The sequence below is a fragment of the Citrobacter meridianamericanus genome, from assembly GCF_041320245.1.
Classification (GTDB): domain Bacteria; phylum Pseudomonadota; class Gammaproteobacteria; order Enterobacterales; family Enterobacteriaceae; genus Citrobacter; species Citrobacter meridianamericanus.
This window is the reverse complement of sequence record NZ_CP101036.1, coordinates 134,954-154,985: the sequence shown is the minus strand read 5'-3', so window position 1 is coordinate 154,985 and position 20,032 is coordinate 134,954. Positions and strand designations below refer to the sequence as shown.

Annotated in this window: 18 protein-coding genes and 1 pseudogene; 10 read left to right on the top strand and 9 right to left on the bottom strand. The window is 47.7% G+C overall.

Annotated elements, in window-relative coordinates:
- Positions 1-26: 26 nt before the first annotated feature.
- Both grxC and NMD08_RS00700 read right to left on the bottom strand, forming a co-directional pair.
- Positions 27-278, bottom strand: a complete 252-nt coding sequence (grxC, locus tag NMD08_RS00705; RefSeq protein WP_003024152.1) for a glutaredoxin 3 — start codon at positions 276-278, stop codon at positions 27-29.
- A 50-nt stretch (positions 279-328) separates the two neighbouring features.
- Positions 329-760, bottom strand: coding sequence for a rhodanese-like domain-containing protein (locus NMD08_RS00700; RefSeq protein ID WP_005120473.1), 432 nt, complete (start codon positions 758-760; stop codon positions 329-331).
- Between the two features lie 249 nt (positions 761-1,009).
- On the opposite strand from NMD08_RS00700, the gene gpmM reads away from it, so the two are divergent.
- Genes gpmM through NMD08_RS00685 form a run of 3 tightly spaced genes read left to right on the top strand, consistent with a single transcriptional unit; the run spans position 1,010 to position 4,783 of the window.
- Positions 1,010-2,554: a 2,3-bisphosphoglycerate-independent phosphoglycerate mutase gene (gene gpmM, locus NMD08_RS00695; RefSeq protein ID WP_040231588.1), complete on the top strand. Its 1,545-nt coding sequence runs from the start codon at positions 1,010-1,012 to the stop codon at positions 2,552-2,554.
- 33 nt (positions 2,555-2,587) lie between these two features.
- Complete coding sequence (envC, locus tag NMD08_RS00690; protein WP_252838613.1) at positions 2,588-3,847, top strand: murein hydrolase activator EnvC; 1,260 nt, start codon at positions 2,588-2,590, stop codon at positions 3,845-3,847.
- Positions 3,848-3,850: 3 nt separating this feature from the next.
- The gene (locus tag NMD08_RS00685) at positions 3,851-4,783 is read left to right on the top strand and encodes a divergent polysaccharide deacetylase family protein (protein WP_370619347.1); all 933 of its coding nucleotides are present in this window, start codon (positions 3,851-3,853) and stop codon (positions 4,781-4,783) included.
- Here the strand turns inward: NMD08_RS00685 and NMD08_RS00680 are convergent, their stop codons facing one another.
- The 3 genes from NMD08_RS00680 to kbl all read right to left on the bottom strand — a co-directional run bounded on the left by NMD08_RS00680 (position 4,784) and on the right by kbl (position 8,244).
- Positions 4,784-5,821, bottom strand: coding sequence for a glycosyltransferase (locus NMD08_RS00680; RefSeq protein ID WP_370619345.1), 1,038 nt, complete (start codon positions 5,819-5,821; stop codon positions 4,784-4,786).
- Positions 5,822-6,012: 191 nt separating this feature from the next.
- Positions 6,013-7,038 carry an L-threonine 3-dehydrogenase gene (gene tdh, locus NMD08_RS00675; RefSeq protein WP_003024132.1) on the bottom strand — a complete coding sequence of 342 codons (1,026 nt, stop codon included), beginning with the start codon at positions 7,036-7,038 and terminating at the stop codon, positions 6,013-6,015.
- Between the two features lie 9 nt (positions 7,039-7,047).
- The gene (gene kbl / locus NMD08_RS00670; protein WP_370619343.1) at positions 7,048-8,244 is read right to left on the bottom strand and encodes a glycine C-acetyltransferase; all 1,197 of its coding nucleotides are present in this window, start codon (positions 8,242-8,244) and stop codon (positions 7,048-7,050) included.
- A gap of 215 nt (positions 8,245-8,459) precedes the next feature.
- On the opposite strand from kbl, the gene rfaD reads away from it, so the two are divergent.
- The 7 genes and pseudogenes from rfaD to NMD08_RS00635 all read left to right on the top strand — a co-directional run bounded on the left by rfaD (position 8,460) and on the right by NMD08_RS00635 (position 15,728).
- Positions 8,460-9,392, top strand: coding sequence for an ADP-glyceromanno-heptose 6-epimerase (gene rfaD / locus NMD08_RS00665; RefSeq protein WP_003827312.1), 933 nt, complete (start codon positions 8,460-8,462; stop codon positions 9,390-9,392).
- A 9-nt stretch (positions 9,393-9,401) separates the two neighbouring features.
- Positions 9,402-10,448 carry an ADP-heptose--LPS heptosyltransferase RfaF gene (gene rfaF, locus NMD08_RS00660; protein ID WP_252838568.1) on the top strand — a complete coding sequence of 349 codons (1,047 nt, stop codon included), beginning with the start codon at positions 9,402-9,404 and terminating at the stop codon, positions 10,446-10,448.
- A 3-nt stretch (positions 10,449-10,451) separates the two neighbouring features.
- Complete coding sequence (gene rfaC / locus NMD08_RS00655) at positions 10,452-11,420, top strand: lipopolysaccharide heptosyltransferase RfaC (RefSeq protein WP_151217009.1); 969 nt, start codon at positions 10,452-10,454, stop codon at positions 11,418-11,420.
- 16 nt (positions 11,421-11,436) lie between these two features.
- A pseudogene (locus NMD08_RS00650) lies at positions 11,437-12,462 on the top strand (O-antigen ligase family protein); the annotation flags it as partial.
- A 250-nt stretch (positions 12,463-12,712) separates the two neighbouring features.
- Entirely contained in the window at positions 12,713-13,726 is a 1,014-nt protein-coding gene (locus NMD08_RS00645) for a glycosyltransferase family 2 protein (protein ID WP_370619340.1), read from the top strand.
- A gap of 1 nt (position 13,727) precedes the next feature.
- Positions 13,728-14,783, top strand: a complete 1,056-nt coding sequence (rfaQ, locus tag NMD08_RS00640; RefSeq protein WP_370619338.1) for a lipopolysaccharide core heptosyltransferase RfaQ — start codon at positions 13,728-13,730, stop codon at positions 14,781-14,783.
- A complete protein-coding gene (locus NMD08_RS00635; protein WP_252838571.1) occupies positions 14,784-15,728 on the top strand; it encodes a glycosyltransferase family 8 protein in 945 nt (314 codons plus the stop codon). It abuts the gene before it with no gap.
- Positions 15,729-15,752: 24 nt separating this feature from the next.
- On the opposite strand, the gene NMD08_RS00630 is transcribed toward NMD08_RS00635, so the two are convergent.
- Genes NMD08_RS00630 through NMD08_RS00615 form a run of 4 tightly spaced genes read right to left on the bottom strand, consistent with a single transcriptional unit; the run spans position 15,753 to position 19,754 of the window.
- Positions 15,753-16,745: a glycosyltransferase family 8 protein gene (locus NMD08_RS00630; protein ID WP_370619336.1), complete on the bottom strand. Its 993-nt coding sequence runs from the start codon at positions 16,743-16,745 to the stop codon at positions 15,753-15,755.
- 44 nt (positions 16,746-16,789) lie between these two features.
- Positions 16,790-17,809 carry a glycosyltransferase gene (locus NMD08_RS00625; protein ID WP_252838572.1) on the bottom strand — a complete coding sequence of 340 codons (1,020 nt, stop codon included), beginning with the start codon at positions 17,807-17,809 and terminating at the stop codon, positions 16,790-16,792.
- A 30-nt stretch (positions 17,810-17,839) separates the two neighbouring features.
- Positions 17,840-18,637, bottom strand: coding sequence for a lipopolysaccharide core heptose(I) kinase RfaP (rfaP, locus tag NMD08_RS00620; RefSeq protein ID WP_151217019.1), 798 nt, complete (start codon positions 18,635-18,637; stop codon positions 17,840-17,842).
- Entirely contained in the window at positions 18,630-19,754 is a 1,125-nt protein-coding gene (locus tag NMD08_RS00615; protein WP_151217020.1) for a glycosyltransferase family 4 protein, read from the bottom strand. Before NMD08_RS00615 ends, rfaP begins: the two co-directional genes overlap by 8 nt.
- Positions 19,755-20,032: the final 278 nt, after the last annotated feature.

The window sequence follows — 20,032 nt, the reverse complement described above, 5'->3', positions numbered from 1 at the left end:
TGTCCTTTAAATACTATCCGTACGCCTTAACGCAGCAGGGGATCAAGTCCACCACGCGCATCCAACGCATACAAGTCGTCACAACCACCAATGTGCTGTGCATCAATAAAAATCTGTGGAACCGTTGTACGGCCACTGCGCTTGATCATCTCTTCACGCTTCACGGCATCGCCGTCAATCGGAAGTTCCTGGAAACTCACCCCCTTGCTGTTCAACAGCGCTTTTGCACGATGGCAAAACGGGCAGGTTGCTTTGGTATAGATCTCAATATTGGCCATGACTTATCTCCAGTGTTCTTTTACCCTGCAGGATAAAAACGGCGGGTAAATTACTTGCCGCGAACCAGTGGCAGATTCTCACCACTCCAGCCCGCTACGCCGTCTTTCAGTACAGATACCTGCTCAAAACCGGCTTTAATCAGCGCAGTTGCTGAATCCTGGCACTGCATACCAGAGCCATCAACCACAATAACAGGTTTGTTTTTGTGTTTTTCCAGCTCGCCAAAATTGTTGGCTTTGATTTCGCTCGGCAGCAGGTTAGTAGAGCCTGCGATATGACCTTTGCGGAAGTCGTCGCGCTGACGTAAATCGACGATAACGGCGTCTTCTTTATTGATGAGACGTGTAGCTTCGCCGCGCGTAATCACCTTCACTTTTGAGGTCAGGCTCTTAAACGTGGTAAACAATACAGCCGCCAGTAACGCAATCCAGGCGATACTCAAGACAGGGTGGCGACTAACAAATTGCATAATTTCTTGCATGGGGGGTAACAACTCCCGACTCAGTGATTAAAAAAACCAGGAAAGGAGTATACCTGCGCGTTGGCGCAAATACAGCCAGAGCGTGCATTGGATTGCATTTTTGCGGGGCGCTACGGAAAAAAAAATGTAAATCAGTGTTCACCCTGGCACGCGATCCCCCATTATTTGATCTTCGGGGGCTACTTTATCGATTCAGCTGTAGTAAAATTATGCAATTATTTTTTATCTATTGAGTGTGAGGTTGTCGCAATGTCGGTTTCTAAAAAACCTATGGTACTGGTGATTCTGGATGGCTATGGCTATCGTGAAGACAGCCAGGATAACGCCATCTTTAATGCCAAAACCCCGGTAATGGATGCTCTGTGGGCAAAACGTCCGCATACCTTGATTGATGCGTCTGGTCTGGAAGTCGGTCTGCCCGATCGCCAGATGGGCAACTCCGAAGTGGGTCACGTCAACCTGGGCGCGGGCCGCATCGTTTATCAGGACCTGACCCGTCTGGATGTTGAAATCAAAGAACGTACATTCTTCGCCAACCCGGTGCTGACCGATGCGGTCGACCAGGCAAAAAATAGCGGTAAAGCGGTACACATCATGGGTCTGCTCTCTGCTGGCGGCGTTCACAGCCACGAAGATCACATCATGGCGATGGTAGAAATGGCCGCTGAACGCGGTGCTGAGAAAATCTATCTGCACGCTTTCCTTGATGGCCGTGATACCCCGCCGCGCAGCGCTGAACATTCCCTGCAGAAATTCGAAGAGAAATTTGCCGCACTGGGCAAAGGTCGCGTAGCGTCCATCATTGGCCGTTACTATGCCATGGACCGCGACAACCGTTGGGATCGCGTGGAGCAGGCTTATGACCTGATGACGCTGGCAAAAGGCGAATTCCAGTTCGCTACAGCTGTTGAAGGTCTGCAGGCGGCTTATGCCCGTGACGAAAACGACGAATTCGTTAAAGCCACCGTGATCCGTGCTGAAGGCCAGGCTGAAGCTGCTATGGAAGACGGTGATACGCTGATTTTCATGAACTTCCGTGCTGACCGTGCGCGTGAAATCACCCGTGCGTTTGTTAACGCTGACTTCGACGGCTTCGCCCGTAAGAAAGTCGTTAACCTCAACTTTGTGATGCTGACCGAATACGCGGCCGACATCAAAACTGCGGTTGCTTACCCACCAGCATCTCTGGCCAACACCCTTGGCGAGTGGATGGCGAAGAACGACAAAACGCAGTTGCGTATTTCCGAAACCGAAAAATACGCGCACGTGACCTTCTTCTTTAACGGCGGTGTAGAAGAGCCGTTCAAAGGCGAAGACCGTATTCTGATCAACTCACCGAAAGTCGCGACCTACGATCTGCAGCCGGAAATGAGCTCTGCTGAGCTGACCGAAAAACTGGTTGCTGCGATTGAGAGTGGGAAATACGACACCATCATTTGTAACTACCCGAACGGCGATATGGTGGGTCACACCGGGGTGATGGAAGCAGCGGTTAAAGCGGTTGAAGCGCTGGATCACTGCGTTGAGCAGGTGGCTAAAGCGGTTGAATCCGTTGGCGGCCAGTTGTTGATCACTGCAGACCATGGTAACGCAGAGCAAATGCGCGATCCGTCCACCGGTCAGGCGCATACTGCGCACACCAACCTGCCCGTTCCGCTGATTTATGTCGGTGGCAAAAACGTCAAAGCAGTTGAAGGCGGCAAACTTTCTGATATCGCCCCGACCATGCTGACGCTGATGGGTATGGAAATCCCGCAAGAGATGACTGGTAAGCCGCTGTTCATCGTGGAATAATCCCTCCCCATGAGGGGAAAGGCGATTAATACCATCACCCGGGCCGTGAAACTGCGTAAGTTTTCAGTCAGGCCCTTGTTCTACGCCAGCGCGCTTAGCGCTGGCGTATTGCTGTGCGCCTTTACCGCCCACGCGGACGAACGCGATCAGCTTAAATCTATTCAGGCTGATATCGCGGCAAAAGAACGCGCGGTACGCCAACAGCAACAACAACGCTCCACCCTCCTCGCTCAACTAAAAGCTCAGGAACAGGCTATCGCCGTGGCCGCAAGGCAACTGCGCGAAACACAAAACTCACTGGCGCAGTTGAATGCGCAAATCGCTGAGATGAACGCCGCACTCGCGAAGTTGGAAAAACAGCGGGCCGCACAAGAACGCAGCCTGGCAGCCCAGCTCGATGCAGCATTTCGTCAGGGCGAACACACCGGCATTCAGCTCATCCTAAGCGGTGAAGAGAGCCAGCGCGGGCAACGTCTACAGGCCTATTTCGGTTACCTGAACCAGGCGAGGCAAGAAACTATCGCGCAGCTGAAACAAACCCGCGAAGAGGTCGACTCGCAAAAAGCCGAGCTTGAAGATAAGCAAAGCGAACAGCAGACGTTACTGTACGAACAGCGCGCCCAGCAGGCTAAACTGGAGCAGGCGCGTAATGAACGCCAGAAAACGCTCTCGGGTCTGGAATCATCGATTCAACAAGGTCAGCAGCAACTGGGCGAAATGCGCGCCAACGAATCACGCCTGCGCAACAGCATTGCTCGCGCCGAAGCCGCAGCCAAAGCACGCGCAGAACGTGAAGCCCGCGAGGCGCAAGCCGTACGCGATAAGCAGCAGGATGCGTCACGAAAAGGCTCAACCTACAAGCCAACCGAAAGCGAAAAATCTCTGATGTCGCGTACCGGTGGTTTAGGTTCGCCGCGCGGCCAGGCATTCTGGCCCGTTCGTGGTCCAACGCTACATCGCTATGGCGAACAGCTGCAGGGTGAGCTACGTTGGAAGGGGATGGTTATTGGCGCATCCGAAGGCACCGAAGTTAAAGCTATTGCCGATGGTCGCGTCATTCTCGCGGACTGGCTGCAGGGCTATGGCCTGGTGGTGGTCGTTGAGCACGGTAAAGGCGATATGAGCCTGTACGGTTATAACCAGAGCGCGCTGGTCAGCGTCGGTACACAGGTTCGCGCCGGGCAACCTATTGCACTTGTGGGTAGCAGCGGCGGTCAGGGCAGGCCAGCACTCTATTTCGAAATTCGTCGCCAGGGTCAGGCGGTCAATCCACAGCCGTGGTTGGGAAGATAAGTTTTGCCTCATTTTCGTCGTCTGGTACTCTCTCTCGCCAGCCTGCTGGCCTTCGCAACACCTGTATTTGCTGGCAAACTCGCCATCGTCGTTGATGATTTCGGCTACCGTCCGCACACTGAAAATCAGGTGCTGGCGATGCCTTCCACAGTCTCTGTTGCCGTTCTGCCAAACGCGCCACATGCGCGTGAAATGGCGACTAAAGCGCATAACAGCGGGCATGAAGTGTTGATCCACCTGCCGATGGCGCCACTGAGCAAGCAGCCATTAGAGAAAGATACTTTGCGCCCGGAAATGAGCAGCGAAGAGATTGAGCGAATTATTCGCGACGCGGTCAGCAAAGTACCGAATGCGGTCGGACTGAACAACCATATGGGCAGCGCGATGACCTCCAGCCTGTTCGGCATGCAGAAGGTGATGCAGGCACTGGAGCGCTACGATCTCTACTTTCTGGATAGCATGACCATCGGCAACAGTCAGGCAATGCGCGCAGCATCAGGAACTGGCGTGAAGGTCATCAAACGCAAAGTCTTCCTCGATGATACGCAAAACGAAGCCGACATTCGCCGTCAGTTCAATCGTGCCGTCGAGCTTGCGCGCCGCAACGGCTCAGCAATTGCCATTGGGCACCCACACCCTTCGACGGTTCGTGTTCTGCAGCAGATGCTTTATAACTTGCCAGCGGACATCACACTGGTTCGCCCAAGCAGCCTGCTCAATGAACCACAGGTGGATACGTCCAGACCAAACTTCACATCGCCGAAGAACGGTACGCCAGATACGCCGCGTAACCCTTTCCGCGGTGTAAATTTGTGCAAACCGAAGAAACCGATAGAGCCGGTTTACAACAGCCGCTTCTTCAGTGTGCTCGGTGAAAGCATCACCCAAAGCACGCTGGTGCAGTACATGCGCCTGCAGTGGCAGGGCTGGCAATAATTAGTCTTTAATATCCAGCGTTAAATGGGCCAGGCGGCGCGGCGTCAGTGATTTATCGCGCCACTGACTAAAGCGGATGGCCCACAATAGCACCTGATAACCCAGCTTAGCGCTGCAAATATTGCTCACCATGCGCTTGAACATACCCGACACGAAAACCTCGGCAATCATACGCTGGCGGATTTTTTCATCCGGCTCTTTACGGATGCAATGACAAACGCGTAGCGCTTCATAAATCACTTGCTGTTTGAACTCGGGGTAAATGGGAATGCGTCCGGCGTAATCATGATTCATCTTATCCAGCAGACGGGTAATTTTGATGTAGTGGCGCTGGTAAGCCAGGTTCTTCTCTCCGGTACGCGGCAGACGACTGACGGACGCACCGTGCAGGAAGTATTTGTAAAGCGGGACTTCCGTGTAACGGGTACGTTTGGCGTTAAACATAAACTCCGTCGTCCAGATAATATCCTGGTGGTGCAGACCGGACAGGAAAGTCAGTCCGGCGTCGCGAATGGTCTGATGACGGTATACGCCCATCCAGACAACGTGCCGCCAACGGCGACTGGCTAACGCTTTGCGTAACCAGTCCGGCCCGGTCATCACGCCGGTAGAACGAATTCGATCGGTAGGAATAGATGCCCATGTGTGGCCGGTTTCCGCAATACACCAATCAGCATTGCACTGCGCAACGTCCAGATTATCTTTCAACGCCATATTCATCAGCGTTTCATACATTTCCGGATAGGCAATATCATCGCCGTCTACGTATGCGATGTACTCGCCCCTGGCGACTTCCATACCGGTATTACGCGCCGCAGATACCCCACCATTGCGCTGGTGCAACAGATGCACGTGCGGATAACGATCCGCATAAGACTGAGCAAGCTCCGCTGAGTTATCCGTAGAACCATCATTCACAATGATGATCTCGAGGTTCTTCCAGGTTTGCGCAATCAGCGAATCCATACACGCAATGAACGGTTCACCCGTGTTGTACAGGGGCATAATGACGCTCAGGAGACCAGGGGTATAGGTCATATCAAATCCAGCCAGACAATAGAGTAATCGGCACTTTTTAGCATATTAAGCGGCAGATTTTCAGAAAAAAATATTAATTCTTTAGCGAAAAATGCGCCGGGCGGGAAGGCTCATGCAAGCAAAAAAAGCCCCGGATGTTAATGATAATCAACATCCGGGGACAACACTCAGAATCCACTGACTGGATAGGGTTAATCCCAGCTCAGGATCACTTTCCCTGACTGGCCTGAACGCATAGCGTCAAAGCCCTGTTGGAATTCATCGATGGAGAATCGATGGGTGATGATCGGCGACAAATCCAGACCAGACTGGATCAATGCAGCCATTTTGTACCAGGTTTCAAACATCTCGCGACCGTAGATACCCTTAATAAACAAACCTTTAAAGATAACCTTTGTCCAGTCAATAGACATGTCGGATGGTGGAATGCCCAGCATAGCAATGCGGCCACCGTGGTTCATAGTGTCCAGCATGGCGCGAAACGCGGGCGGCGCACCGGACATCTCCAGGCCCACATCAAATCCTTCAGTCATACCCAGTTCAGCCATCACGTCGGTCAGATTCTCTTTCGATACGTTGACCGCACGAGTGATGCCCATTTTACGCGCCAGCTCAAGGCGATACTCATTAACATCGGTAATCACCACGTGACGCGCGCCAACGTGCTTCGCAACCGCCGCAGCCATAATACCGATTGGACCCGCGCCGGAAACCAGCACATCTTCCCCAACCAGATCGAATGACAGCGCCGTGTGTACCGCATTACCGAACGGATCGAAAATAGACGCCAGGTCGTCGGAGATGTTGTCCGGGATTTTAAACGCGTTAAACGCCGGGATCACCAGGTATTCCGCAAAGCAGCCAGGACGGTTTACGCCGACGCCGGTGGTATTGCGGCACAGGTGAGTCCGCCCACCGCGGCAGTTACGGCAATGTCCGCAGGTGATATGACCCTCACCGGAAACACGATCGCCGATTTTAAAGCCTTTAACTTCCTGACCGATGCCAACAACTTCGCCGACATATTCATGCCCAACGACCATCGGTACCGGGATGGTTTTTTGCGACCATTCATCCCAGTTATAAATGTGAACGTCAGTCCCGCAGATGGCTGTTTTACGGATTTTAATCAGCAAATCGTTATGGCCGACTTCCGGTTCAGGAACGTCGGTCATCCAAATGCCCTCTTCCGCTTTCAGTTTGGATAACGCTTTCATTTCACATCCTCAGGCAATAACGCCCAGTTGTTTACCAATGCGTGTGAACGCCTCAACAGCACGCGTAATCTGCTCAGGGGTATGCGCCGCAGACATCTGGGTACGGATACGCGCCTGACCTTTCGGAACCACCGGATAGAAGAACCCGGTAACGTAAATCCCCTCTTTTTGCAGTTCACGAGCAAAGTCCTGCGCGATCACCGCATCACCCAACATCACCGGGATAATCGCGTGATCGGCACCGGCCAGCGTAAAGCCAGCGGCAGACATTTGCTCACGGAACTGACGTGCGTTCGCCCACAGTCGGTCACGCAGTTCAGCTCCGGATTCCACCATCTCCAGTACCTTAATGGACGCAGCAACAATCGCCGGAGCCAGTGAGTTGGAAAACAGATACGGACGAGAACGCTGACGCAACCACTCAACCACTTCTTTGCGCGCTGCAGTGTAACCTCCGGATGCGCCACCGAGTGCTTTACCCAGTGTCCCGGTGATGATGTCCACACGGCCCATTACGTCACAATATTCATGGGAGCCACGACCATTCTCACCGACAAAACCGACGGCATGAGAGTCATCAACCATGACCAGCGCGTCGTATTTATCTGCCAGGTCACAAACGCCTTTCAGGTTAGCAATCACGCCGTCCATAGAGAACACGCCATCGGTGGCGATCAGGATATGACGAGCACCCGCTTCACGCGCTTCTTTCAGGCGCGCTTCCAGCTCGACCATATCGTTGTTGGCGTAACGGAAACGCTTTGCTTTACACAAACGAACGCCGTCAATGATAGAAGCATGGTTCAGGACATCAGAGATAATGGCATCTTCCGCACCCAACAGCGTTTCAAACAGGCCGCCGTTGGCATCAAAACAGGAAGAGTAAAGGATGGCATCTTCCATACCGAGGAATGCCGCCAGTTTTTGCTCCAGTTGCTTATGGCTGTCCTGGGTACCGCAAATAAAGCGTACCGAAGCCATGCCAAATCCGTGAGAATCCATACCTACTTTTGCCGCCGCAATCAGCTCCGGGTGGTTAGCCAGCCCCAGATAGTTGTTCGCACAAAAGTTAATAACGTGGCTTCCGTCCGCCACGGTGATATCCGCCTGCTGGGCAGATGTAATAATGCGCTCTTCTTTAAACAATCCTTCCGCACGTGCGGTGTCGAGATCGTTCGTTAACTGTTTGTAAAAATCCCCACGCATTTCAATTCTCCAGACTGGGCAAATTTCAGCACATATTACCCAAAGCTATACGTTGATACGAGATGACGCATCACCACTTCTTCAAAATGAAGCATAAATCACGTGTACCCGCACGGCTTATCGGTGAATGGCTGAAGCCTGGGCCATGTAGTGATATGATAGAAAGTATTCGTGTCTGAGATTGTCTCTGACTCCATAATTCGAAGGTTACATTTATGATCATCGTTACCGGCGGCGCGGGCTTTATCGGCAGCAACATCGTTAAGTCCCTGAATGATAAAGGCATCACCGACATTCTGGTGGTGGACAACCTGAAAGACGGCACCAAGTTTGTTAACCTGGTGGATCTGAATATTGCTGACTACATGGACAAGGAAGACTTCCTGATCCAGATTATGGCCGGGGAAGATTTCGGCGATATCGAAGCGATTTTCCACGAAGGCGCATGCTCTTCCACCACCGAGTGGGACGGCAAGTATATGATGGATAACAACTATCAATACTCTAAAGAGCTGCTGCACTACTGCCTGGAGCGTGAAATCCCGTTCCTGTACGCGTCCTCCGCCGCCACCTACGGCGGTCGCACTTCTGATTTCATCGAATCCCGTGAATACGAGAAACCACTGAACGTTTACGGCTACTCAAAATTCCTGTTCGACGAGTACGTTCGTCAGATCCTGCCGGAAGCCAATTCTCAGATTGTTGGCTTCCGCTATTTCAACGTCTACGGACCGCGTGAAGGCCATAAAGGCAGCATGGCGAGCGTCGCTTTCCACCTGAATACCCAGCTCAACAATGGCGAAACGCCAAAACTGTTCGAAGGCAGCGAAAACTTCAAACGTGATTTCGTTTACGTTGGCGATGTGGCTGCAGTGAACCTGTGGTTCCTGGAAAACGGGGTTTCCGGCATCTTTAACCTCGGTACCGGTCGTGCGGAATCTTTCCAGGCCGTTGCTGATGCTACGCTTGCGTACCACAAAAAAGGCAGCATTGAGTACATTCCATTCCCGGAAAAACTGAAAGGCCGCTACCAGGCGTTTACCCAGGCAGACCTGACTAACCTGCGCGCAGCGGGCTATGACAAGCCGTTTAAGACCGTTGCCGAAGGCGTAACGGAATATATGGCCTGGCTGAACCGCGACGCGTAAGAAGTTAGCATGAAAATACTGGTGATCGGCCCGTCATGGGTGGGCGACATGATGATGTCGCAAAGTCTCTATCGCACGCTTAAGGCGCGCTATCCCCAGGCGATAATCGACGTGATGGCACCGGCATGGTGCCGTCCGCTGCTGTCGCGTATGCCTGAAGTCAACGAAGCCATCGCCATGCCGCTGGGACACGGCGCGCTGGAGATTGGCGAACGCCGCAAACTCGGTCACAGCCTGCGTGAGAAACGCTATGACCGCGCTTATGTGCTGCCTAACTCGTTTAAATCCGCGCTGGTGCCTTTTTTTGCAGGCATCCCGCATCGCACCGGTTGGCGTGGCGAAATGCGCTACGGCCTGCTCAACGATGCGCGCGTGCTGGATAAAGACGCATGGCCGCTGATGGTCGAACGCTATGTAGCCCTGGCCTACGATAAAGGCGTGATGCTGTCGGCTAAAGATTTGCCGCAGCCTCTGCTATGGCCACAGTTGCAGGTCAGCGAAGGTGAAAAGTCTCTGACTTGTAGTCAGTTCTCCCTTTCTGCCGAACGCCCCATCATCGGTTTTTGCCCAGGTGCGGAATTTGGTCCGGCGAAACGCTGGCCACACTACCATTACGCAGAACTGGCTAAGCAACTGATCGACGAAGGTCATCAGATTGTGCTGTTTGGCTCAGCAAAAGACCATGAAGCCGGAAATGAAATCATGGCAACGCTAAGCGTTGAGCAGCAGGCCTGGTGCCGTAATCTGGCGGGTGAAACGCAGCTTGAGCAGGCCGTCATTCTGCTCGCCGCCTGCAAAGCGGTCGTCACCAACGACTCTGGATTAATGCACGTTGCCGCAGCGTTGAATCGACCTCTGGTAGCGTTGTATGGCCCAAGTAGTCCGGACTTTACTCCGCCGTTGTCGCACAAAGCACGGGTTATTCGTCTGATTACGGGCTATCACAAAGTACGCAAGGGCGATGCGGCAGAAGGCTATCACCAAAGTCTGATTGACATCACTCCCCAGCGCGTACTGGAAGAACTCAATGACCTGTTGTTACAAGAGGAAGCCTGACGGATGCGGGTTCTGATCGTTAAAACGTCTTCTATGGGCGATGTACTGCATACGTTGCCCGCATTAACCGATGCGCAACAGGCCATTGCGAACATTCAATTTGATTGGGTGGTCGAGGAAGGATTCGCCCAGATCCCTTCCTGGCATGCAGCCGTTGACCGGGTTATCCCCGTCGCGATTCGCCGCTGGCGTAAAGCCTGGTTTTCAGCGCCGATTAAAGCCGAGCGTGAAGCATTTCGCGATGCGGTGCGTTTGCAGCAGTATGACGCGATAATTGATGCGCAGGGTCTGGTTAAAAGCGCTGCGTTGGTGACGCGTCTGGCGCGGGGCGTCAAGCATGGTATGGACTGGAGTACGGCCCGCGAGCCGTTGGCTAGCCTGTTTTATAATCGCAAACATCACATTGCCAAACAGCAGCACGCGGTAGAACGTACGCGTGAATTGTTCGCCAAAAGTCTGGGATATGCCAAACCGCAGTCGCAAGGTGATTACGCTATCGCTCAGCATTTTGTAAATCGATGCAATGCTGATACAGGCAAATATGCCGTATTTCTGCATGCCACAACGCGCGATGATAAGCACTGGCCGGAAGCCAACTGGCGGGAGCTAATTGGCCTGTTAAATAACGCAGGCATACGTATTAAACTGCCCTGGGGCTCCCCCCATGAAGAAGCGCGAGCCAAAAGGTTGGCAGAAGGTTTTCCTTACGTCGATGTCCTGCCGCGGATGAGTCTGGAAGAGGTTGCTCGCATCCTGGCGAGGGCAAAATTCGTGGTGTCGGTTGATACAGGCCTAAGTCATTTAACCGCCGCGCTGGATCGCCCTAATATCACGTTATACGGCCCAACAGACCCAGGATTGATTGGTGGGTATGGAAAGAATCAATACACACAGCAGAGCCATTCCGGAAAATTGCAGGATCTGGACGCAAGCTTAGTCAACGTATCGCTAATTGATAATAATTTGCTTTAACTTTAAGAGACGATCTATGCTTCGCCAACATACGCTTTCTCGTTTTGCTTGTAGTATCAAAAATAATCCTTTCGATTTTATATACGTCTTATTTTATGCTGGGATCCTGGTAACTCTTGCGATGCTACTGGTCAATCCAGATGAAGCATTGAAGGTATTTATTTTCTCCACGGCTCTGTCTCTGCCGATTATAGGAAAAAATATAAAGTATGTGTGCAGTCACAAACAAAACCTGGTTTTGCCTTTTATGTTGCTGCTCTTCGGTTTGCTCCAGATTATTTGGGTAGAAGTATTTAAACAACCAGGCTCAGCCTTTACCGGCGCCTATCGTTCATACCAGAACGGTGGAAAAGTGATGATTTTCACCGCACTGGTTATGACAGCTCTGACATCGCGAGAGCCGTGTGCCGATAAAACTCGCATTACCAGTATCTGGACGCTCCTCACAGCAATCGGCTTGTATCTTTTCGCGGGCTACCAACTTGCTGGAGCTGCTGAACCTTTAAATTACCGTGTTGCACTGGGTTTTGAACATCAAACAAGCACAGCCTATGCACTTACGTTAATTGCGTTACTGGCGTCACAAGCCATTATTAATCTACGTCTGAAACGCACCGTTTTATTCTATCTGTTACATTTTTTGATATCGCTGGCGGTGATCATCACAACGCAGACCCGAGCAGCGATATTAGTGTATCCGATCCTGAGTATCGGATTATTTTTCATGCACTACCGCCACAACCGCACTATGTTATTAAAAGCATTACTGGCCTTTGTGGTGCTGGCCGGGCTGGCGACAATTCCGTTAAAACCAGTCATTGAAAGTCGCTATCAGAACTTCCTGGTCGATCTGCACTCTTATAATCAAAACAATAGCAATACCTCTATTGGCGCGAGACTTGCGATGCAACGGGCAGGTATTGAATCCGGGAAAGGCCATGACTGGGGACAGTCACTTGAACAACGCGGCGCAGAAATTCAACGACTTGCGGTGCAAGATACTTCCCTACAAGGAGCTCTTGAGTTCATTAACGTCCATCTGCATAACGAAATCATTGATACCTTTTCGCTAAAGGGCATCCCTGGGGTTGTTGTGCTACTCTTGCTCTATATCGCCATGTTATTAACAGCTTACTGGCAACGTAGCCCCTTGTTGTTCGTTATCTCAGGCGCAATCGCTATCTATGGCTTGAGTGATTTATTATTATATGCCAAAGGTGAAGCTCTGAGCTGCGTACTGGCGTTATGTCTAGCAGCGATGCTGAGCACGAATCTAATGAGAGAACGATGCCATGATTAACGCATCAGGTTATTTACTGAGCATTATTATACCTGCGTACAACAATGCTGAATTTATCACAGCGACGTTGGCGTCTATTCACCAAAACATCACTGATGATGTGGAGATAATCATTGTTAACGATGGCTCAACAGATTTAACTGAAGAGCGCATCAAGGCATTTTATCGTGAGCAGAATTGCAATAACGTCAAGTACATAAGTCATAAAAACCAAGGAGTTGCTATCACCCGTAACGTTGGGCTTACCCATGCGACGGGGAAATATATTGGCTTTGTTGACAGTGATGATATTGTCTGCCCAGATTATTTCACAATCCTTCTCCCTAAATTGAGAGCGGGTAAGTATGATATTGTGGAGTTCAACTTAACCAGAGATATCCATAATTTGTATCACCACAAACCTGATACGGAAGACTCTCTGGTGCAACACGAAATCATTTTAACAAACGATAACTACGCGCCGCTGATACCAACTTTTCGTGCCGGACAATGGCATCTCGTGACGAAAATCTTCCATCGTGACGTGATTGGTATGGATCGATTTGAAGAATATCGCCGCTATGAAGATGTTATTTTTTGTCCGTTCCAATATTTCAAATGCCATACTATTTTAAAAATAGAGCAAAAACTATATTTTTACCGAGTAAATGATAAAAGTATTACCGAGAACATTATTGATAGTGATGCGGATAGTATCTTTTTTGCTATGCGTAAAATGTATAACCATATAAATAGTAATAGCGCAAAGCGTACTGTTGCCACATTTATGATCATCAACTGTTTTCTGGAAGGACGCAAACTGTTACGCAAGAAAAAAGGTTATTATCGCTACAGCGAAAGCATGCTGAATGACATTCAGAATGCACTAGCATGCTGTGACACAAAAATCGTTAAGAAAAAAATAATTCTTAAAATGAAATACCCCCATATTGATCGTTCTATTTCTGAAATAAGATATAAAACAATATCTGGTTTTAAGAACTTATTTTTTCGAAAGGGATTTTAACATGTTTGAAAAAATTGACCGAGTTCTTATTTGCAAGCTCAAATTTTATGGAGATGTTCTGTTAACAACGCCGGTCATTGCCAGCATTCGGGCTCGTTATCCACATGCCAAGATCGATCTGCTCCTTTATAAAGATACCAAAGCAATCTTAGCAGCCCACAAAGACATCAATGCATTTTATCTCATTGAGAAAAAACAGGGCCTGCTGGCAACAGCAAAAAATTATCTCTCAGTACGTCAGCAACTGAAGAAAAATCACTATGACCTGATTGTTAACCTTACCGAGCAATGGCCAATTGGTGCACTTATCGCCTCTTTACGCCGTCCTTCAATTGCCTTCCAGCGCGAGAAAAATCACTGGAACCGACTTTTTACGCGAGTAACCCCCTCAATTGGGACACATATTGTTGAACAAAACCTATCGATTCTAAAAGGCATTGGTTTTAGCGAAGCAGAATTGAAGAAAGAGATGTCACTGAGTTATCGGCAGGACGATTATCAACATCTGGTATCCCTGTTACCCACGTTGCCTGCGCAGAAATATGTCGTTATTCAGCCCACTGCCAGGCAAGAGTTTAAATGCTGGGATGATGAGAAGTTCGCGCATGTTATAGACCACCTGCATCAGCGTGGTTTGCATGTTTATCTTACCTGTGGGCCAGCATTAAGTGAGCAGCAACAGGTTCAGCGCATTGCTGAACTGTGCCAATCTCCCCCCGACCTGACGCTGGCAGGTAAAACAACCTTCCTGCAACTGGCTGCGTTGATCGACCATGCTGTTTTGTACATTGGTGTCGATTCTGCACCGATGCATATGGCAGCAGCGCTAAAGACACCGCAAGTTTGCCTGTTTGGTGCCACCAATTTTCAACAATGGAAGCCGTGGTCTGATAAAGCCATTTTGATTTGGGCTGGCGAATACCATCCGATGCCTTCGCGGGATGAACTTGACCGGTCAAAAAAATATCTGACATGGATACCGGAACAGGCCGTGGTTGACGCTATCGATACGGTACTTCATGATAATGACAATGTTCAAGGTAATGAGAAAGCATAAATGGACAACAAAAATAACATTATTAATATTGCTTACTGTACAGATGCTAATTATCTGGAATATGTAGCAGTGTCCATTATGTCTGTCATAATGAACAACCCGGAACAGGACCTGTCATTTTTTGTCTTTGTGTATGATGTTACTGACGAAGAAATCAATAAACTGCGTTCTACTAGTGATAAAATTCAGGTTATCAGTATCGATAAAGAAGAGATTGAAAAGTATAATAATGACTTTGCAATCAAACATCTGAACCGTTCAATCTATATGAGGTTGGTCGTACCTCGCCTACTTAAAGATAAAGTAGAGTACTTTATCTATTTAGATGCAGATACTCTTTGCTTCGACAAAATTCATGATATTAATAGCATTGATATTAGCGAGGTAATTTGTGCTGCCAGTCATGACTCGTTAAATAACACTGATATCAAAAATGCCAACCGCTTAAAGCTTAATACTTCCTCTTATTTTAACTCCGGATTTCTTTATATTAACATAAAAAATTGGCTTAAAAATGATATTGAAAAAAAAGCCAATCAGATTCTATTTGATCGGGGAGAAAGCCTCCCCTACCCTGATCAAGATGCCTTGAATATTGCAATCGATGGCAATGTCAAATTCATTGATAATCGATGGAATTTTTTATTTAACTGGTTTAATGACCAACAAAAAGATATTTTCTTCTATCAAAAAGAGACACTGCCGCGAATTATTCATTTCACTGGCGGAAGAAAGCCCTGGTATAAAGAACATACAGGGCTTTCACAGCAACTCTATCTTTTCTACCATCATTTTACACCATGGCAGAACACAGAAATGCGCTCTTATGCTCCACGTATGAGGCCTACTGATTATAGGGTTTACTCGCGTCAGGAAGCCAAAAGGGGAAATTACCTCAGTTCTATCAAATGGTATCTGAAATATCTCAATACAAAACTGCGCTAAGTAAAAACTCCCTTACGGGAGTTTTTACTTATTTTGTAACTTTGCACGTAAATAGCCGATATAGCTAATTACTGAAGCACAATATTTTCCTTGCAGCCTTTCATGTCGTGATTTCTTCTTATATTGCTTTGGCGTTCTGGCTAGTAACAACGGAATATCAGCCCATGGTGAAACCTTCCACGCTTGTACAAAGTACTGCGCCGAAGGATAATTTGCCCAAGAGTTCCACGGTTTAGTCACGCCAACATAGTGGATTAGAATAGTATCAGGTTTTATGTAATCTTTATATTTTGTAACATCTTTGCTTTTTAACTCTTGTTTAATACCATAAATAGCATTAAACCTTCTTTCCAGAAAGATCACTTTCTTTAAGAAGAGAATATTCAAAACATCCTGATCTGGGAATGAAAGCTTATTGTTTTTATCCAATAAAATATCAAAAGCAGAATTGATGTAATTTTGTTTTTTCCACTTTTTAAGATTTGCATAAATTACACCAGAATTGAAATAATCTCTATTTTCCTCAATATCTCTGGCAGGGCTATCATCAACATCAGTGATTACCGCCGCAACATGATCCCTAAGATCAGTTTGCGTAAGTTCGAAAAGGGAACCCTTACATATTACATCCGCATCAATGTATAGCAGCGTATCAATTTCCTCACCAAGATACTCAAAGGCTATAAATCTGAAATACATTGCGTGCGACCACGCGTGGCCACTTGGTAATACTTTTAACCCATTAGCATCCATAACATAAATTGTGATGTTTGTAGAAAATTGCTCTGCTAATTTTGCAACCCGCTGCTTGTAATCATCATCAATGTAGTCGGTAAAAAGATGAAAATGGATATTTAAATCTTTATTATTCAACAGTACCGATGTCATCGAGATTGCGGCACCAAACATAAAATTTCTGTCAACACCCCAAGCGATGTTAAGTTGTGCTTGTTGTCCAGATGGTGCTTGATTAAAATCAAGGATATTTTTTATAGACTGATGACAATCAAAATTCATTCGCTACACCTATTTAATTTATTACCAACAAGTTATTTTTATACTCAATATATTTTTGTATTGTGTAACTTATTTTTTATGTACATAACATGACTTAGCACAGAGCGGATATATTTCCGCTGCACTCTCTCATGCCGTGACTTTCGTTTATACAATTTTGCTGTATTTGCATTTAATAAGGATTTTTCCGCCCATGCGGATTTTTTATATGCGTCGATGAAAAATTTAGCCACTGGATATTTTGCCCATGTATGCCATGGTTTAGTGACACCGACATAATGTATTAAAACAGTATCATCTGTAATATAATTCTGGTAAATTTTATCGTTTTTATTTTTTAGTTCCTGATCTACACCATAAATGCAGTTAAAATCTCGTCTCAGGAAAATCACATTACCAACGAATAATATATTCAGAACATCCTGGTCAAAATAAAGCAGTTCTTTTTGGCGTTCATCTAAGATAGAAAATGCCTTTGTCAATAACTGCTGCTCACGCCAAACTTCAAGATTCGCAAACACCACTCCGGAGTTAAAGTATCCATTACTCAGTTCAGGAATACCGAGCCTGTTGCCGGATTTAGTACGTACTTCATCAACATCATTGATAACAGCAGCATATTCCCCACAGAAGTTAATCTCGGTAAGTTCTCGTAGAGAACCTTTGCAAATGACATCGGCATCAAGATACAGTACCGAACTTAACTCAGTACTTAAATATTCAAATGCGAAATAACGATAGTACATTGCATAAGTCCATGCTTTCGTACTCGGCAACTCACGAAATGCCGCGTTATCGAACACAAGGACAGTGACTGTCGTACTGTACATTTGCGTCAGGCGTTTTACGCTCTCCAGATAATCATCATCGATATAGTCTGTTGCTATATAAAAGTGAATATCAATATCAGGATTATTCACTAATACTGAGGTCATAGAAATGCCGGAACCAAACAAAAAATTACGATCGACGCCATACGCAACACTTAATTTTTTACTCTTATCATGCGAGGAGCTGTCGATAACATGTTTTTGAATGATTAGCTTCTGGAAATCAATGTTCATAATAAAATGGCCTCAAACTTCATGTGTTATTTATAGCGCTTTTCTAATTGTTCTTTGTCTTATTTTTTGCGCTTTTGTGACAGCCTGTTCAAACAACCTGACTTCCTGACGAAAGATTTCACGTAGTGGCATCGAAAAATAGACACGTAAAAAACGATAGATATCTCTGGGCGTCAACCCGATCTCAAGTGAAGAGAAATAGAGTCCAATCAGATCCTTATCCCGCCAGCGACGTGGTACATGCTGGCGTATTTGTGCACGATGCAAATCAATTACGGAAAGTTTGATGTTCGCAACGTCTGCCGGCATCGGCTGCTGGAGCAGGAAATGGCAGATATAGCAATCCCGGTGATTTACCCCGCCCCGATGCATTTTACCCACCATTTCTGCCACGCGGGTAATAATTGTCCGTTTTAATACAAAATCAGGGCGCTCAACTTTCCACCTTGCACAAAAATCTTCAAGGCTTATGGCAGGAGAGAGATCTTCAGTGATGATAAATGAGGTTCGCTCTAAAGGATTCAGTCCTTTCTGCCCAAATGCAACACCGGTCATTGTGTCAACATTCAGTTCCTGTAAGCGATGAATTGCCAACCACTCACGGTCTGCGCCAAGTACAGGCATACGTAAAGAAATAAGGTTCTTAACCACTTCTTTAAGCGTGGTTCCATGATGATATTTAAGGAAATACCCTTTACCCATCATCTCAAAACGCAGGGTTCGCCGTGTTTCCAGAGCGCGAAAAACTTCACCATCCAACTTAGTGACTTCCGTAAACGGGTCTTTTCCTTGCCATTGCGTGGCAAATGGTTCTTTTAACTCAATCATTATCAAGACCTAAAATGATATCCGCAGCCTTATCTGCCAGGCTGTAGAGATCTTCTGTATCAGCAAAATGCCGCGCGTTCCTGACCCAATAACTTCTCTGCTCATTATTTTGCAGCGCATCGAAAAGTGCTGTATTCAGATTTTCCTGTTCAAAAGGTTCAGGAATCACCACCCCACACTGGGCGGCATTAATATAACCCGCATAGCCGCATACTTCAGTGGTTAATACTGGCAGCCCGGCAACTACAGCCTCCAACAAGACAATACCAGCAGCTTCCTGAACAGCCGGGTGAAGCAATAAATCGGCCGCAGACATCAATTCAGCGACATCATCCCGCCCCGAGAAGAACTGCACTTGTTCTTCAATACCCAATTGACGAGCCTGAGTGCGGTAACGATCGGCCTTATCCTGACCAACAACCATCAATCGCGTACGGTGACGTATAGCCTCAGGTAAAGAAGCCAACGCCTGCAATGTTCTTGGCACGCCTTTGCGTTTGAAATCAGAACCTACCTGCAGGAGTAGAAACTGATCGAGACCAATACCGTTTTTTTCTCTGACAATCTGCCTGCTGTTTTCAGGTTGCTGGCTGTACTTTCTGTCAGGGTATATTCCTGGTGGCAGAATACGAAAACGCTGGCTCTCAGTTTGGTAATGATGTTTGAAATCACCAATTTGTTTATCAGTTAACATCAATAGCGTGGTACCAGCACCTTGCTGAAATGCCGCTTTTTCAAAAGCGGAGTAATGCCGGTACCGACGCGTCAACTTGTAGAAAAAGCCTTTCTCACGGGCGACTTTCTCCGCGTAGCAAACGTCGGCTGCGTAATACACATCCAAGCCAGGCATTTTGTTAAACCCGACGACACGATCGACGGGATGCTGACGTAAATAATCCTGAACCCACTGATAATATTGCTCATTTTTCCCGTGATTGGTTCTGGATGAGACGGGGACAAGTATAATTTCCAGTTCATCCGGACGCTCGCCCTGCCATGACTGGGTAAACACCTGAACATGATGACCACGCGCAGCAACCGTAAGTGCTACCCGCAAGAAATCACGCTGTAGCCCACCATAGGGAAAATATTTGTACAAACAAAAAGCAATATTCATGCATCAATATCCGCATCGCGTCGCCAGACATACCGAGTCGGAAACATCAGAGTCGTGTAATCCAAGCCTGAACCATTAAAAGATTACCTCTCATGTTTTCGAAACGTCCCTGCCCGCTAGCTACCTGAAATTGTGCAGTAGTATATCATTTATTGCCACGCATTCCGAAATGAATATTTTTTGAACAAAAAACAAAATAATCTATTAAAAACATAAAGATATAAATTAAAATAGCTCACCAGAAAACCCACGCCGCACAAGACGTTAAGTCATGTAAA

Coding starts and splice junctions, on each gene's coding strand:
- grxC (WP_003024152.1), bottom strand. CDS start 278: ATGGCCAATATTGAGATCTATACCAAAGCAACCTGCCCGTTTTGCCAT.
- NMD08_RS00700 (WP_005120473.1), bottom strand. CDS start 760: ATGCAAGAAATTATGCAATTTGTTAGTCGCCACCCTGTCTTGAGTATC.
- gpmM (WP_040231588.1), top strand. CDS start 1,010: ATGTCGGTTTCTAAAAAACCTATGGTACTGGTGATTCTGGATGGCTAT.
- NMD08_RS00680 (WP_370619345.1), bottom strand. CDS start 5,821: ATGACCTATACCCCTGGTCTCCTGAGCGTCATTATGCCCCTGTACAAC.
- tdh (WP_003024132.1), bottom strand. CDS start 7,038: ATGAAAGCGTTATCCAAACTGAAAGCGGAAGAGGGCATTTGGATGACC.
- kbl (WP_370619343.1), bottom strand. CDS start 8,244: ATGCGTGGGGATTTTTACAAACAGTTAACGAACGATCTCGACACCGCA.
- rfaD (WP_003827312.1), top strand. CDS start 8,460: ATGATCATCGTTACCGGCGGCGCGGGCTTTATCGGCAGCAACATCGTT.
- rfaF (WP_252838568.1), top strand. CDS start 9,402: ATGAAAATACTGGTGATCGGCCCGTCATGGGTGGGCGACATGATGATG.
- rfaC (WP_151217009.1), top strand. CDS start 10,452: ATGCGGGTTCTGATCGTTAAAACGTCTTCTATGGGCGATGTACTGCAT.
- NMD08_RS00645 (WP_370619340.1), top strand. CDS start 12,713: ATGATTAACGCATCAGGTTATTTACTGAGCATTATTATACCTGCGTAC.
- rfaQ (WP_370619338.1), top strand. CDS start 13,728: ATGTTTGAAAAAATTGACCGAGTTCTTATTTGCAAGCTCAAATTTTAT.
- NMD08_RS00635 (WP_252838571.1), top strand. CDS start 14,784: ATGGACAACAAAAATAACATTATTAATATTGCTTACTGTACAGATGCT.
- NMD08_RS00630 (WP_370619336.1), bottom strand. CDS start 16,745: ATGAATTTTGATTGTCATCAGTCTATAAAAAATATCCTTGATTTTAAT.
- NMD08_RS00625 (WP_252838572.1), bottom strand. CDS start 17,809: ATGAACATTGATTTCCAGAAGCTAATCATTCAAAAACATGTTATCGAC.
- rfaP (WP_151217019.1), bottom strand. CDS start 18,637: ATGATTGAGTTAAAAGAACCATTTGCCACGCAATGGCAAGGAAAAGAC.
- NMD08_RS00615 (WP_151217020.1), bottom strand. CDS start 19,754: ATGAATATTGCTTTTTGTTTGTACAAATATTTTCCCTATGGTGGGCTA.